The following is a 15,967-nucleotide window of genomic DNA, read 5'->3' as shown; positions in this document are numbered from 1 at the left end:
GAAATTCAGGCAATAAAAAACCCCCGCTCTTCCAAGAGTGAAAAAGCGAGGGTAACGCAATTGTTATTTCAACATGGCAACAACGATGGCCAAAATCATAAATCCTGCTGCAAGACCTACCGTTGTACGCTGCAGTACGAGATCCATACCGCGAGCCTTCGTTTTACCAAAAAGATGTTCCGCACCGCCGGAGATGGCACCGGCAAGACCTGCGCTTTTCCCTTTTTGGAGAAGAACGACAGTAATCAACCCGATGGAGAAAATAACGAGCAATACTTCAAAAAATACAACCATGACTTCCACCTCCTACGTATGTAAACATCTAAATTTATGATCTTAAGAGACATTCTAGATTCTACATGAAAAACAGCATTCTTATTGTACCACAGCTTTAGTGGCCTGACAAGAAGTGCGGAGAACAATCCCGACAGAAAATCTTGATCGGCCAGCCGGTTGGAAGTCGCCTAACATCGTCGATTGGCGGCATGGACAGACGCTTCATATCCTGCCACACCATGATTCGCTCGCCAACAATTAAATGGCCTGCCCCCTGCTGAGATGACAGACCATCCATTTATCGGCAGCAGAAAGCTGCTTTTATTTCACTCGGAACGACCCTGTGCTGATCGCGACAAGCTCGCCCTTATCGTTCGTTATCCTGCATTCCGTCGTGACCGAACGGTGCGTCTGATGCACGATGCTTGCCGTAACCGTAAGGGTTCCGGCCCTGGCCGGCATGACAAAATGCACGTTCAGATTGCTTGTCACCGTCGATTCGCCGGGACGCTCCAGCATGACGGCAATGCCCATGGCGTTATCCATCAGTGAGGAGAGTACGCCGCCATGCACGATGCCCATCATATTCATATGATGAGGCTGCGCATCCAGCGTGACAACAACCGCCTCCGGGCTGGCTGACGCAAGCTTGCAGCCGAGATATCCCCAGAAGGTGGGCTCTGCCGCTTTGGTCATGGCCTCGATGTACGCCTCCCGGTCGAATCCCGGCTGTTCGGCCTTCGCGTCGGGGTTGACATTGGTATGATTCAATCAGGCCGCCTCCTTTTTTCTTCTGACGTTGTTAGATACTGTATCCATTCCAGCGGGATAACATGAATCGTTGGTCGTACCTGCACGGCTGTTCTTTCGCTTCAGCCCGTTCTACCTTCCTCTTCCTCCTCCAGCAGCTTGCGGCGCAGCACCTTGCCTACCATCGTCTTCGGCAGCGAATCGCGGAACACGTACTCGCGCGGCACTTTATAGGCCGCCAACTGGCTGCGGCAGAACTTCTCAAGACCCGAAGGGTCCGGAGACGCGCCGTCCTTCAGCACGATATACGCTCTTACGGTTTCGCCGCGATAATCGTCCTTCGTTCCGACCACGACGGCTTCCTTCACGGACGGATGCTCATACAGCACTTCCTCGATCTCCCGAGGATAAATATTGAAACCGCTTGCAATGATCATGTCTTTCTTGCGGTCAATGATCGTAAAATACCCCTCTTCGTCCATCGTGGCCATGTCGCCCGTGAACAGCCAGCCGTTGCGCAGCGTGTCGAACGTGTCCTCCGGCCGGTTCCAATAGCCCATCATCACCTGCGGACCCTTCACGATCAGCTCGCCCGGCTCGCCGACCGGCATTTCTTCGCCCGTCTCCGGATCCACGACCTTCGCGTCCGTATCCGGAACGGGGACGCCGATGGTGCCGATCTTCCGCCTTCCCCATATCGGATTCACATGAGTAACCGGGGACGCTTCGGTCAGGCCGTAGCCTTCGATCAGCCGCCCTTTGGTCAGCTCCTCGAACTTATCCTGCACCTCGACCGGAAGCCCGGCAGAGCCGCTGACGCAGGCGTTGATCGAAGAGAGGTCGTATTCCCTGATCTTGGGATGATTAATCAGTGCGATATACATGGTCGGCGCGCCCGGGAAGAGCGTCGGCTTCATTTTTTTGATCAGGTTCAGAATCATCGTCACTTCGAATTTCGGTACCAATATCAGCATGCCCGCACGGTAGATCGCCTGGTTCAGCAGCACGGTCAGACCGAACACGTGAAAGCACGGCAGAACGGCTAAATACCGCTCCTTCCCGTCCTCCACCTGAAAGCACCAGTTCGCGGACTGTACGGTGTTGGCGATCAGATTCATATGCGTCAGCATGACGCCTTTGGGTACGCCGGTCGTGCCGCCTGTATACTGGAGCAGGGCCAAATCCTTCTCCGCTTTCACGGATTCGCAGACGGGATCATTCGGCGCGCCCGCTAGCAGCTTTTTGAAGGCATGGACGCGGCTTCCATAGTCGACGACCGGAAGAGGGCCTTCCTTCTTGGCTTTAATCGGGTAGAGAAGATTCTTGGGGAACGGCAGATAATCCGCCACGGACGTGACGATCATATGCTCCAGTTCCGTCTCCTCGATGACTTTTTCAACGCGGGATACGAACATATCCATCGTAATGATGATCTTGGCACCGGAATCCTTCATCTGATGCGCAATTTCCCGCTCCATATAGAGCGGGTTGGTCATGACGGCCACGGCTCCGGCGAGCAGCACGCCATAATAGGAGATAACGACCTGCGGGCAGTTGGGCAGCATGATCGCTACCCGGTCGCCCTTCTTGATCCCTTTGCTGCGGAGCGCGTTCGCCATCCGGTAGGACGCATCCAGCAGACTTCTGTAGTTGATCGTCTTTCCCATGAAATACAGGGCCGGACGATTCGGAAACTTCTGCGCCGATGTTACGAGAAATAATGCCAAATTCTGTTTCGGATAATCAAAAGCGGGGGCTACTTCGGGCGGATAAAACGGCAGCCAAGGCTTTGTATCCATACAAAACCAACCCTTTCCTAAGGAATGCTCCTTCTTTCCTACTCCAAGAAAAATCTCTCTCTTTTGCGGTTACTTACGCATCGTATTGGCGTTGACGCGTATTACACCGTGTACCGCTCGTTCTTGACCACGCGGGCTGCGATGCTGCGCTTGAGGGCCACCGTATCGACCGGCGTGCAGCGCGTCAGCTTCTTAAGCACCGACAGCTGCATCCGCAGCATGTCGCCGGTTTCCACCGAAGCCAGCGTTTCTTTGGCGAGCGCTTCAATGCGCTGGAACGCCTCGTAAGCAAACACCTGCGTCATCTCGATCATGCTGGCTGCTTTTTCCTCGGAGGTGCGTTCGATTTGCTTGCGGGTACGCAGCAGCGCACTCTCCAGGGCATAAATATCAATCATCATATCCGCCAGGTTGGACAAGGCCTCCTGCTCCTTCTCCAGCTTCGTGCCGAACTTCTGAACGGCCAGACCACCGGCAAGGAGGAAAATCTTCTTACTCATGTCCAGGAAATGCGCCTCCTGTTCCAGCGTTCCTTCAAAGGTTTGGCCCGGTACCAGCTGGAGCAGCTCCCCTTGCAGGCCTTGCGCTTTTTGCAGGAGCGCGATTTCGCCTTTCATTGCCTTCTTCACGAGCGTGCCCGGAATGAGGAGCCGGTTGATCTCGTTCGTGCCTTCGAAGATGCGGTTGATGCGGGAGTCCCGATAGATGCGTTCCACTTTATACTCTTGGATGTACCCATAGCCCCCGTGAATCTGCACCGCCTCGTCTGCCACGTTATCCAGTCCTTCGGAACAGAACACCTTGTTGATCGAGCATTCGATGGCATAGTCGGAGATCGCGGCCGCCGAGTGGATGCCTGCATCTTCGCTGTTGTAATCGATGTCCTGCATCGCTTCGTCCAGCAGTCCTGCCGTACGGTACACCATGCTCTCCATCACGAAAGCGGTGATGTTCATGTCGGCGAGCTTTTTGCGCATGAGCGGGAACTGCGAGATCGGCGTATCGAACTGTTTGCGGGTGTTAGCATATTTCGCGCTCAGCTCGATCGATTCCTTCGCTGCACCGACGGTGCCGGCTGCCAATTTGTACCTGCCGATGTTCAGGATGTTGAAGGCGATCCGGTGACCCTTGCCGATCTCGCCGAGCAGGTTCTCCTTCGGTACCTTCACGTCTTCGAAGAAGAGCGGACGCGTCGACGAGCCCTTGATGCCCATCTTCTTCTCCTCCGGCCCGAGCGTGAAGCCCTCCATCTCCTTCTCAACGATGAACGCGGTGAAGTGCTCTCCGTCAATCTTGGCGTAGACGATAAAGATATCCGCAAATCCAGCGTTAGTTATATATAGCTTCGATCCGTTCAAAATATAATACTCCCCGTCGTCGGACAGGCGTGCCGTCGTTTTGGCGCCCAGCGCATCCGAGCCGGAGGTCGGCTCCGTCAAGCAATAAGCCGCGATTTTCGCGCCGGTCGAAAGATCCGGCAGGTACTTCTGTTTCTGCTCGGTCGTGCCGAAGAACACGATCGGCAGCGTACCGATGCCCACATGAGCCCCGAAGGAAAGCGCAAAAGACGATCCCTTCGCCAAGTTTTCGTTAATAATCGTGGAGCTGACTTTATCCAATCCGATTCCGCCGAACGGCTCCGGCACATCGGCTCCGAGCAGGCCCAGCTCGCCTGCTTTGCGAAGCAGGTCTACCGTCATCTCGTAATTCAGCTTCTCCAGCTCTTCATCGTGCGGCACCACTTCGCCGTCGATAAAATCGCGCACCGTCTCGCCGATCATGCGATGCTCTTCCGTAAAATCCTCCGGTGTCAGGATCCGCTGCACGTCCGGATTGTCGATGACAAAGCTGCCGCCTTTGATTTTCGGTTCTTTGGTTTGGTTATCGCTCATGATTGGTTTCCCCTTTCGGAATGTGGAATAAGGTGGAGTGCAATGGTGGCCTTGGTGTTACTAGGTTGCGAACTTGCTGGTTGATCATAGATGGTGTATGTGTTACTGCGGCGCAATATTGGCGCTCCGCGTGCGGATTGTACTTCCGATCGCTGTTGAGTTTGGATTTCCGGGAATGAATTGATCCATAGTAGAAATCCAAACTCAAAGGCGACCGCTCCCGCTTCTCCAGTACAACTCCGCCCTCTCCGCTGGGTTGGCGCAAACTTGTTAATCCCCTAAGTTCAAACGCCTGCGACCGGCTATCCATGCACTCCCCTGTGGTTGGAGTGAGTGGTGCGGTGTCCGGTCCGGGTACGGAACGGACACAGGTACATCGTGCGCACTGCTCCCCATTATCATTGCACTACACCTGTGGTTGGAGTGAGTGGTGCCGTGTCCGGTCGTGTACGGAGCGGACACGGGTACATCGTGCGCACTGCTCCCCGTGCGCACGATGCGTGGTCCGGGGCATGCTTGGATTGGTCGTCGACCCTGGTGATCTTGGCTGGCCACATTTCCCTCCTTGGGACTTGTTCCAGCTCTCCCCCAGTCAAGAAGGAGGCTGCTTCCCTGGGCCTGACAACTGACAGGATTGGTTTTTATTTCAATAACGAACGAGTTACGACTCCTTCGGAAGAGGCAATTACGCCCCAGCGGCGTGCACCTCGAACACTCCCGCTGCGCCCATTCCGCCACCGATGCACATGCTCACGACGCCGTAGCCGCCGCCGCGGCGGGCGAGCTCGGAGACGAGGCTGACGGTCAGCTTGGCGCCGGTGCAGCCGAGCGGATGGCCGAGTGCAATGGCGCCGCCGTTGACGTTGACCTTGCTCTCGTCAATCCCCAGCGCGCGGATGATGTGGAGGCATTGCGAAGCGAACGCTTCGTTAATCTCGAACACATCCACCTGATCCAGCTCGATGCCCGCCATGCGCAGCGCCTTCGGGATCGCTTCGACGGGGCCGACGCCCATAATCTCCGGCTCCACGCCGGCCAGAGCAAACGATTTGAAGGTAGCCAGCGGGGTAAGGCCCAGCTCCTCGGCTTTCTCGCGGCTCATGACGGCTACCGCCGCCGCGCCGTCGCTCGTCTGCGACGCGTTGCCCGCGGTAACCGAGCCGCCGAGGGCAAAGGCCGGCTTCAGTCTGGCCAGCACATCCGGTGTTGTGTCCGGCCGAACTCCTTCATCCGTATCGATGGCTAAGGTTTTGCTGCGCACTTTGCCCTGCTCATCGGCAGCAGCCAGCGTTACGTTCACCGGTACGATCTCGTCCCGGAACTTGCCTTCGGAGATAGCGGCTGCGGCCTTGCGATGGCTGCTGGCCGCGAAGGCATCCTGCGCCTCGCGGGTGATGCCGAAGCGGCGTGCTACCTCCTCCGCCGTATGGCCCATGCCGATGTAAACCTCCGACATCTCTTCGACGATCGTCGGATGCGGTGCCGGCTTGAAGCCGGTCATCGGCACATGGCTCATGCTCTCGACGCCGCCGGCGACGATGACCTCGGCATGGCCGAGCATAATGCGTTCCGCAGCAAAAGCGATCGCCTGAAGTCCGGACGAACAGAAGCGATTGACGGTCAAGGCCGGCACCGTGACCGGATAACCCGCATACAAGGAAATAATCCGCGCAACGTTAAGGCCCTGCTCGCCTTCTGGCATCGCGCAGCCGAGGATAATGTCCTCGACGTCCTCCTTTTTCAGGCCCGGCGCACGCTCAATGACGGCTTCCAGTACGGCTTTGCCGAGATCCTCTACGCGCGTCTGGGCAAAACTGCCCTTCTTCGCCTTCCCCACCGGGGTGCGAGCAAGGGATACTATGACTGCTTCTCTCATGCCATTCACCTCATCAACTAGAAATGGTTGGATCCAATACCGATATGATTGCTGGCCTTTCATCGGCCTTGAAATGAGTACGTAACGGGTGGAACTGATTAAAGAGCCGCCATCACCCAAACATCCAGCAGTGCGGACAGTTTGCCGCATGTACCGTATGCACGTTTGATTTGGCAAATCGCACGTTGCGGACGATAGCTGATCTGTTAGCTGTGAAGCTTTAAGGACTATACCAACATTATCGTTCGTCATGTCCTGATTGCTTTTCAAGATGCCGCAGGCAAGGAGAGACCGGAAGGCAAGACGCTCAAAATTGCCAAGGAAGTACAGTCCAAGCTGAATCGCCTTAATTCCGCAGCGGCTTGCCTTTTGCCAGCATATGCTGCATGCGCTGCTGGGTCTTGGCCTCCCCGAGCAGGCTGAGGAACGCTTCTCGCTCCAGGTCGAGCAGATGCTGCTCGCTCACGACCGTTCCCGCAGGGACGTCGCCGCCCGTCAGGATATGCGCCAGCTTCTTCGCGATCAACAGATCGTGATCGCTGATATAGCCGCTTCGCTTCATGTCGATCGCGCCCATTTGGAGCACGGCCCGGCCATCGCGGCCGACAACGCGGGCTTTGCCCGGCTGCGGCGGGACATAACCCGCCCGGTCCATCGCTAACACGGCCTGCTTCGCTTCATGGATCCGGTAATCCTGATTCATGACCACCGTATCCCCGCTGCGTCCATACCCCATGCGGATGGCTTCATGTCCGCTGGTCGATGCCTTGGCCATCGCCACCATCTCGAAGATTTTGTTGATCTCCGGCTGGAGGTCGCTGTCCTTGTCGGGATGGCGGTTGCTGGTCATCAGCGCCAGCTCTTTGCAGCCGCCGCCTGCCGGTATCAGACCGACCCCCGTCTCCACCAGGCCGAAATAGGTCTCCGCCGAGAAGATGATCCGGTCCGCCGGCAGACACGCCTCCACGCCGCCGCCCAGCGTCATCCGGTGAGGCGCGGCCACAACCGGCTTCTCCAGCCCCTTCAGCTTCATCATGCTGCCCTGGAACAGACGGATGATGTCATCCACCTCATCCCAGTCGCCGCTCTGCGCTTCCATCAGCATGAGCATCAGGTTGGCGCCGACGCAGAAGTTCCGGCCTTCGTTCGCCAGCACCAGTCCGCGGTAATTGGCCCTGACCTCTTCCACGCTCTGCTGAATCATGACCAGAATATCGGCGCCGATCGCGTTGTTCGGCGAAGTGAATTCAAGGCACGCAACGCCATCCCCAATATCAATCAGATTCGCCCCCGTATTTGAGCGGATGATCCGGTTTTGCGATTTGAGCGCTTGCAGCGAGATCAGCTCAGGCTGAACCTCAACGCCTTTATACTCGCCTTTGAAATAATGGAACACCTCGCCGTCCTTCTCTTGATAGAAGGACTTGTTGCCTGCGGCAACCCACTCCTTCACCCACGCCGGGACGGTCACGCCCTCTGCTTCCATGCGCTGCACGGATTCCGGCAGTCCGATCAGATCCCAGGTCTCGAAGGGACCGAGCTCCCAGTTGAAGCCCCATTTCATCGCGTTGTCGATGTCCTGGATGGAATCGGCGATCTCTCCCAGCTTGCCGGCCGCATAGACGAGCACTTGCTTCAATACATTCCAGGCCAGCTCCGAGTAACGATCCTGCGTTCCCAGGAAAGCCTTGATCTTCCGCTTGGCTCCCTTTACCGCTTTGGCGGCTTCGATGGAAGCGGAGCTCACTTTGGCGCTCGGATTGTACTCCATCGTGGACAGATTGAGCGATAGGATTTTGCTGCCTTGATCGCCTTTTACTTTTTTATAGAAGCCCTGGCCGCCCTTTTCCCCGGTCCAGCCGCGAGCGACAAGCTCATTCATGACGTCAGGCACCGTGAACACGTCTTTCTCCTCGCCGTCCGGTACGGAGTCGTACACGTTTCTGGCCACATGGACAAACGTATCGATTCCTACCAGATCCAGCGTGCGGAAGGTGGCGCTCTTTGGACGTCCCAGAACGGGACCCGTGGCCGTATCTACTTCCTCCACGGTATAGCTGTTTTTCACCATCTCCTGCAGCGTGACCAGAAGTCCGTAGGTGCCGATCCGGTTCGAGATGAAATTCGGCGTGTCCTTCGCAAGCACAACCCCTTTCCCAAGGCGCTTCGTGCAAAATTCAACCATGAACTTCGTAATGTCCGGATCGGTATCAAAGCCCGGAATAATCTCCAGCAGCTTCATATGACGCGGCGGATTGAAGAAATGCGTCCCCAGGAAGTGGCTGCGGAATTCCTCGCTGCAGTCTTCGACCATCGCATTGACGGAAATGCCCGAGGTGTTCGTGCTGACGATCGATCCTTCCTTACGCACGCCTTCAATCTGCTTGAAAATGCTCTTTTTGATTTCCAGGCGTTCCGTAACCACCTCGATGATCCAGTCCACATCCTTCAGCAGGCTTAGATGGTCCTCGGTGTTTCCCGGCGTGATCAGGCCCGCAAAATCAGCGCTGTAGAGCGGAGCGGTGCTTGATTTAGGCAGAGCCGCAATCGCTTTGGCGGCAAGCCTGTTTCGTACCTTCGGATGATCCAGCGTCAGGCCGGCCTTCTCCTCCTCGGCGGTCAAAGAATTCGGAACGATGTCGAGCAGCAGGCAGGGAATGCCTGCGTTGGCAAGATGGGCGGCGATCCCCGATCCCATGACGCCTGAGCCGATCACGGCGGCTTTAGTGATGTTTCGACTTGCGACCCCGGAACCGCTGACGGCTTCTTTGGTAATGGTATTACTCATTGCACAACGACCTCCTGTTCATGGATTTCGGATAGACCGAATACGGATAACTCCAGAATTTCCGCAATATCTCGCGTTTTCACGCTTTCTTCCACTTCCTTCAGCTTCGTGCCGTCCTCCAGCATCGTCAGGCAGAACGGACAGGCGGAGCTGATCATCGTCGGAGATACGGCTAGCGCCTGCTCGGTACGCGCCAGATTCACGCGCTTGCCTGCGTCCTCCTCCATCCACATCTGACCGCCGCCGGCGCCGCAGCACATCCCGTTCTCGCGATTCCGCTCCATCTCCAGCAGCTCGACGCCGGGAATGGCGCGAAGTACGCTGCGCGGCTGATCGTATACGTCGTTATACCGTCCCAGGTAGCAGGAGTCATGATAGGTGATTTTCTCCTGAACCTGATACTTGGGCTTAAGACGCCCTTCCTTCACCAGTTGATCCAGCAGCTCCGTATGGTGGACGACCTCAGCCTCCAGTCCAAATTCCGGATATTCGTTCTTGAAAATATTGAAGGTATGCGGGCAAGCCGTGACGATTCGTTTCACATCGTATTTCTGAAACGTCTCGATGTTCTCCATGCACAGCTGCTGGAACAGAAATTCATTGCCCATCCGGCGCGGAGTGTCGCCCGAGTTCTTCTCCTCGTTGCCGAGAATGGCGAAGTTGACGCCCGCTTCATTCATGAGCCGGACGAAGGCCCGGGTGATCTTGCGGCTGCGATTGTCGTAGGAACCCATGGAACCGACAAAGAACAGAATGTCGAAGTCCGGATTTTCCTTCACGGTCGGGATCTTCAGATCCAATGTCCCTTCCGGGTCAACCTCCTTCACCCACTTGCTCCGGTCCGCGCGGCTGATTCCCCAAGGGTTGCCTTGTCGTTCGATGTTTTGCATGGCTCGCTGGCCTTCCTGCGGCACGCTGCCCTCCATCAGAACGAGATGTCGCCGGAGATCCACGATTTTGTCGACATGCTCATTTGCGACCGGACACTGATCCTCGCAGTTGCGGCAGGTCGTGCACGCCCAAATCTCTTCCTCGGTCATGACGCCGCCGATCAATTGAATATCCTTCGGGTCTACGCCCTCGACTTGGTGCCAGGAACGCTTCTGCACATCCATCGTCGGTCCGATGTCGGTGATGCCCTCGCCCTTCCAGCCGACAAGCGCCAAATCCGTTGCGCCCATGGAGTGGACGCCCGGCGACCCAAACACGGAGGCAGGCATCCAAGCCGATTTGGAGGTGAGCGCAGCACCTTTTTCCGTGAGATGATCCCTCAGCTTCACGATCATGTGCATCGGCGACAGCAGCTTGCCCGTGTTCGAGGCCGGGCACACGTTGGTGCATCGTCCGCATTCAACGCAGGCATATAAATCCAGCATCTGCTTCTGCGTGAAGTCCTCGATTTTGCCTACCCCGAACTCCTCGGCTTCTTCATCCTCCAAGTCAAGCTTGCTGAGCTTGCCCGGGGGATCCGTGCGACGAACCAGAATGTTGATCGGCGCCGTAATGAGGTGAAAATGCTTCGATTGCGGCACATAAATAAGGAAAGACAGCAGAATCAACAGGTGAAGCCACCAGAATACGTAATAACACACCGTTACAGCCACCGGCGGCATCCAGGCAAACGCGGCCGCGATACTCGAGGAGATCGGTGCCATGGCCGACCACGCCAGATCTTCCATGAGCCGTTCAAAGGCCATCGTCAGCAGCACCGAAGCCATCAGCGTGGTGATGAAAAACACGACAATGCTTGGCTTCCAGCCTCGCTTGAGCCGTTTCAGCTTCTCGCCATAGCGGCGATATGCCGCATAACCGATGGCCAGCAGAATCAGCGCAACCGTAATCTCCTGCATGAGGATGAAGCCCGCATGGCCCGGAATCGGCAAGCTGTGACCCGACAGCCCTTTCCAGATGATATCGAGCGCCCCGAACTGCAAAATGATAAATCCGTAAAACACGATAAAGTGCATGATGCCGCTCTTGCGGTCCTTAAACAGCTTGCTCTGTCCGAACACCTGGATGGCGAACTGGCTCAGGCGCTCCTTCAGATCCTTCTTCAGATTCGCCGGCTTGCCCAAACGGATATACAGGTAACGGCGATACACCACGGTGGCGAACATGTACACTGCCCAGCCCGTGATCAAGACAAAGAGCAGCGCGTTGATTAATGTTGGAATCATCCCTCTCAGCCCCTTGCGTTAAAAGATCCTTCTTCCACACCCTTCATTTCGTCTCTGCAGCGTCCAATTCTACAGCTCCTGTCACTCCTTCCAAAACCGGCTCGTCATTGTGTCAAGATTGGGACAATATATGAAGCGCTTTCATTATAGAGACAAAAATAAGACCTCCACATCGTGCCGTGCCGACCACTCTAAACCGAACATCATGACTGCTAGCTGCATCTCTTCATCTGTACAACGCTACATCCTATTTGTGTACTTGCCTTTCGGATACCCAGCTATTCGTTTCTTCCGGTTAAACTGCCGTCTATTGCTCTGATATGAACGCCTTATTCTGCTGCTCTTCCAGGTCTGCTTCATTCATTTTACGCGTCATCGATAACCCATCGTTGACAATGACATGAACGTATTTTATGATGGATACAAGAAATGAATGAGTATTCATTCATAATTTTAACTGTATTCTAACACCGGGGTGAGCATATGACAAGTAAAAAAAATGAAAAATACCACCTGATCCTCCAGGGCGCCCTGAAAGTTTTTGCCGAAAACGGCTATCACCGGTCCCAGGTATCCAAGATCGCCAAGGCTGCCGGCGTGGCCGACGGCACCATCTATCTGTACTTTAAGAGGAAGGAGGATATCCTGATCCGCCTGTTCCAAGAAAAGCTTGGGGAGCTGGTCGGCAAATTCCACGAAAGCGTGGAAGGAACCACGGACGCCGTGGAAGCGCTACGGACGGTGTGCAGCATCCATTTCTCGGAGCTGGAGAGCAATCCCGAACTTGCATATGTCACGCAGATTGAGCTGCGGCAGAGCGATTTGGAGCTGCGCAAGGAAATCGGCAGCGCGCTCAAGCCATATATCGTACTGATCGAGAATATCCTGGAACAGGGCATCCAAGAACAGAAATTCCGTTCCGATCTGAACGTCAAGCTGGTCCGCAACCTGATTTTTGGCGCGATGGACGAAGCGGTAACCTCTTGGCTGATCTCCGGCCGTAAATATTCGTTGTCCGATCAAGCGGATGAGACGCTAAGCTTTTTTCTGAGCGGTGTTTCCGGCGGACAATAAGTCCTGCTGATATTCATATTGAAGGGAGAGTTTAACCGATGAAGATTGTCGTATTGCTTAAACAGACCTTTGACACGGAGGAAAAAATCACGATTGAGAACGGATCGATTGCCGAGGATGGGGTGAAATTCGTCATCAATCCGTATGACGAATATGCGGTAGAGGAAGCCGTGAAGCTTCGGGATGACCACGGCGGCAGCGTGACGCTCCTGTCCGTCGGACCCGACCGTACGGCAGAAGCCCTCCGGACCGCCCTTGCGATGGGGGCGGACGATGCGGTGCTGATCTCCGACGAACGGATTCCGGACGATGAATATGCGGTATCGAAGGTGCTGCATGCGTATTTGTCGAAGGAAAGCCCGGATCTGATCCTCGGCGGCAACTTCTCCGTGGACCGCGGCTCGGGCCAAGTGGCCATCCGCCTGGCACAGCTTCTCGGCATTTCGCACACCGGCTCCATTACCAAGCTTACGCTGAACGGGACCACCGCTGAAGTGCACCGGGATGCGGAAGGCGATCTGGAAGTGCTTGAAGTCCAGCTGCCGGCCATCTTCACCGCACAGCAGGGATTGAACGAACCCCGTTATCCGTCGCTGCCGGGCATCATGAAGGCCAAGAAGAAGCCTTTTCAGACGCTGAGCCTGGATGATCTCGGGTTATCCGAACCCGATATTCAGCCGGCAACGAAGCAAAGCGAGTTGTCCTTGCCGCCGGAGCGAAGCGCCGGGCGTATTCTGAAGGGGGAGCCTGCCGAAGTGGCGCATGAGCTGGTATCCTTGCTGCGGACGCAGTCGAAAGTGATTTAATAAAAGGACAAATTGAACCTGTGAATTCCTTCGATTCTCATTGTTGAATGCGGTTACATGACAGCGGCAGCGCCCCTGCCATCGTGCCTTATGTATTCTGATTGTATGGTTTACGGGATGTCCGTCATGCACGCTTTTCGCTTAATGCGTCTTGGAAATCGGGGCAGCAGCGATTGTAGGAATGACCCGAATTCGCTTTGGACGCTCAGGCTGGCCGACATCGTATAACTCTCTTTACTTTCAAGCCCAAATGGATCTTAGGAGGTTATGATATGAGCAAAACGATATTAGTGTATGCCGAGAACCGGGATGGGAAGCTGCGTCAGGTTGCTCTCGAGACGCTTGGCGCTGCCCGTTTAATTGCGGAAGATGGCGACAGCATCCGTATTCTGGTTGCGGGCTCCAACATTACGGAGGCCGTATCGGCCCTGAACGGCTATGGTGCCGATACCATCTATACCGTCGAGCATGAGGATCTGGAGAGCTATAATCCCGAAGCTTATATGGCCGCCATCGAAGCGGTAATCCGTCAGGCACAGCCCGATGCCGTCCTCTTCGGACATACGGCCATCGGCCGCGACTTGGCACCGCTGGTGGCCGCTTCCTTGAATGCCGGACAGATTTCCGACGTCACCGCCATTGACAACGAAGGCGGAGAAGCGGTATTCACGCGTCCGCTCTATGCGGGTAAAGCCTTTGAGAAACGCGTCTTTCAGAACGGACCGTGGGTGGTCACGGTTCGACCGAACAATATTCCCGCCGCGGAAACCATCGAAGGCGCCAGCGCCGGCATTGAGGACATCGCTTACCCGGCTCCTTCCCTCCGCTCCGTGATAAAGGACGTTGTCCGCAAAACCACGGGAAAAATCGACCTATCGGAAGCCAAAATCGTCATCTCCGGCGGGCGCGGCGTGAAGAGCGCGGACGGCTTTAAGCCGCTGGAGGAGCTCGCCGACCTGCTCGGCGGGGCGGTCGGCGCATCGCGCGGCGCCTGCGATGCCGGCTACTGCGATTACGCGCTCCAGATCGGGCAGACCGGCAAAGTCGTCACGCCCGAGATCTATATTGCCTGCGGCATCAGCGGCGCGATCCAGCATTTGGCGGGTATGAGCCAATCCCGGGTCATCATTGCCATCAATAAGGACCCGGAGGCGCCCATCTTTAAAGTTGCCGATTACGGCATCGTCGGCGATCTGTTCGATCTCGTCCCGCTGCTGACGCAGGAATTCCGGAAGGTGTTGGTATCCTAGGATTTCATAACGATTTATCATATTCAAAAAAAGGCTGCTCCAAAAGGTCTGGGAACCTGGAGCAGCCTTTTACTCATAAGTTTTGCGCCTGCAGCATCCTTCGCCTATGAAGCATTCCGAAGGACTACCACAACTGAATGGGAACAGGCACTAGCCTGTCCCCTTTAAGAACCAAACCGTTTCAACAGCTTCTGCTGATGGGCCGTAAACGCTTCTTCCAGCGAAATATCATAGAGATCCGCCAGCAGCGAAATGTTGCCAAGCACGTCGCCGATCTCCTCGACCAGATCCTGCTTGAGCCGTTCCCTCGACTGAACCTCCTCATCGGGGCGGTCCCTGCCGATCTCATAAGCGCGTACGGCGCGCGCCGTTTCCCCTGCTTCCTCCATCAAAAATCCAACCCGGATAAAGGGACCGTACCCGGCCCAGCCTCTTTCACCGTAGAACTGTTTAATCCATTGCTGCGCTTCGTTCATATCCATGACGTGTGTTACCTCCGCGATTTCTTGGGATGACTGCATCCTTCTTTTTACACAATCCGAGATTAAATCCATGATAAAACGAACATGCATGCCATAAAATAAAAAGGTGCCATGTCGGCGCCGAAAGGATATGCCGAGCATTCCATGACATAAATCACTATATATAGTATAATTACTCGAATGAAATATCAACATCTGGGTAAGGAGTGTACAAATTGAAATCCATATGCGTATTTGCAGGATCGAACATGGGCGAGCATCCGGACTATAAAGCAAAAGCGGCCGAACTTGGCAGGCATATTGCCCACAACCAATACAAATTAGTGTACGGCGGCTCCAACATCGGATTGATGGGTGAAGTAGCCAACGCCGTATTGCAAAATGGCGGCGAAGTGATCGGGGTCATGCCGAGAGGGCTGTTCAAGGGGGAAATCGTACATACCGAGCTGACCCAGCTCATTGAAGTAGCCGACATGCATGAACGCAAAGCGACGATGGGCAAGCTGGCCGACGGGTTTATCGCCATGCCGGGCGGTTTTGGAACCTATGAGGAATTGTTCGAGGTGCTGTGCTGGTCGCAAATCGGCATTCATCAGAAGCCGATCGGGCTGCTCAGTATCCGCGATTATTTCGAACCGTTCATGAAGCTGATTCAGTACAGCATTACCGAGGGCTTCTCCAACTCCTCTCACTTGAACCTGATCAACATGTCCGATGATCCGCTCAAGCTGTTAGAGCTCATGGACAGCTACACGCCTCCGACGCTGGACCTGAAGTGGAAGGACCTGGATTAAGGG

12 protein-coding genes are annotated in these 15,967 nt (G+C 55.5%); 4 read left to right on the top strand and 8 right to left on the bottom strand.

What is annotated here, in order from left to right:
- Positions 1–63 precede the first annotated feature (63 nt).
- The 7 genes from secG to P0X86_RS01030 all read right to left on the bottom strand — a co-directional run bounded on the left by secG (position 64) and on the right by P0X86_RS01030 (position 11,558).
- On the bottom strand, positions 64–294 hold the full coding sequence (secG, locus tag P0X86_RS01060) for a preprotein translocase subunit SecG (protein WP_009593367.1): 231 nt from the start codon (positions 292–294) through the stop codon (positions 64–66).
- A 303-nt stretch (positions 295–597) separates the two neighbouring features.
- Positions 598–1,047, bottom strand: coding sequence for a PaaI family thioesterase (locus P0X86_RS01055; RefSeq protein WP_192570049.1), 450 nt, complete (start codon positions 1,045–1,047; stop codon positions 598–600).
- 101 nt (positions 1,048–1,148) lie between these two features.
- Positions 1,149–2,825, bottom strand: coding sequence for a long-chain-fatty-acid--CoA ligase (locus P0X86_RS01050; protein WP_277747530.1), 1,677 nt, complete (start codon positions 2,823–2,825; stop codon positions 1,149–1,151).
- A gap of 101 nt (positions 2,826–2,926) precedes the next feature.
- Positions 2,927–4,717, bottom strand: coding sequence for an acyl-CoA dehydrogenase family protein (locus P0X86_RS01045; protein ID WP_277747529.1), 1,791 nt, complete (start codon positions 4,715–4,717; stop codon positions 2,927–2,929).
- 685 nt (positions 4,718–5,402) lie between these two features.
- The gene (locus tag P0X86_RS01040) at positions 5,403–6,593 is read right to left on the bottom strand and encodes an acetyl-CoA C-acyltransferase (RefSeq protein ID WP_012818493.1); all 1,191 of its coding nucleotides are present in this window, start codon (positions 6,591–6,593) and stop codon (positions 5,403–5,405) included.
- A gap of 346 nt (positions 6,594–6,939) precedes the next feature.
- Positions 6,940–9,381: a 3-hydroxyacyl-CoA dehydrogenase/enoyl-CoA hydratase family protein gene (locus P0X86_RS01035; protein ID WP_277747528.1), complete on the bottom strand. Its 2,442-nt coding sequence runs from the start codon at positions 9,379–9,381 to the stop codon at positions 6,940–6,942.
- Positions 9,378–11,558, bottom strand: coding sequence for a (Fe-S)-binding protein (locus P0X86_RS01030; RefSeq protein WP_277747527.1), 2,181 nt, complete (start codon positions 11,556–11,558; stop codon positions 9,378–9,380). Before P0X86_RS01030 ends, P0X86_RS01035 begins: the two co-directional genes overlap by 4 nt.
- Before the next feature lie 483 nt (positions 11,559–12,041).
- On the opposite strand from P0X86_RS01030, the gene P0X86_RS01025 reads away from it, so the two are divergent.
- The 3 genes from P0X86_RS01025 (at position 12,042) to P0X86_RS01015 (ending at position 14,688) form a co-directional block, all read left to right on the top strand.
- Positions 12,042–12,632: a fatty acid metabolism transcriptional regulator FadR gene (locus P0X86_RS01025; RefSeq protein ID WP_009590197.1), complete on the top strand. Its 591-nt coding sequence runs from the start codon at positions 12,042–12,044 to the stop codon at positions 12,630–12,632.
- A gap of 38 nt (positions 12,633–12,670) precedes the next feature.
- Positions 12,671–13,438: an electron transfer flavoprotein subunit beta/FixA family protein gene (locus P0X86_RS01020; RefSeq protein WP_192570054.1), complete on the top strand. Its 768-nt coding sequence runs from the start codon at positions 12,671–12,673 to the stop codon at positions 13,436–13,438.
- A gap of 272 nt (positions 13,439–13,710) precedes the next feature.
- A complete protein-coding gene (locus P0X86_RS01015) occupies positions 13,711–14,688 on the top strand; it encodes an electron transfer flavoprotein subunit alpha/FixB family protein (protein WP_277747526.1) in 978 nt (325 codons plus the stop codon).
- A gap of 164 nt (positions 14,689–14,852) precedes the next feature.
- Here the strand turns inward: P0X86_RS01015 and P0X86_RS01010 are convergent, their stop codons facing one another.
- Complete coding sequence (locus tag P0X86_RS01010; RefSeq protein ID WP_192570056.1) at positions 14,853–15,170, bottom strand: MazG nucleotide pyrophosphohydrolase domain-containing protein; 318 nt, start codon at positions 15,168–15,170, stop codon at positions 14,853–14,855.
- A gap of 215 nt (positions 15,171–15,385) precedes the next feature.
- Between P0X86_RS01010 and P0X86_RS01005 the strand changes: the two genes are divergently transcribed.
- Entirely contained in the window at positions 15,386–15,964 is a 579-nt protein-coding gene (locus P0X86_RS01005) for an LOG family protein (protein ID WP_012818487.1), read from the top strand.
- Positions 15,965–15,967: the final 3 nt, after the last annotated feature.

Source organism: Paenibacillus sp. BR1-192, from assembly GCF_029542445.1.
Lineage (GTDB): Bacteria > Bacillota > Bacilli > Paenibacillales > Paenibacillaceae > Paenibacillus_AQ > Paenibacillus_AQ lautus_A.
The sequence above is the reverse complement of the archived record's forward strand: the minus strand, read 5'-3'. Positions and strand labels throughout refer to the sequence as shown.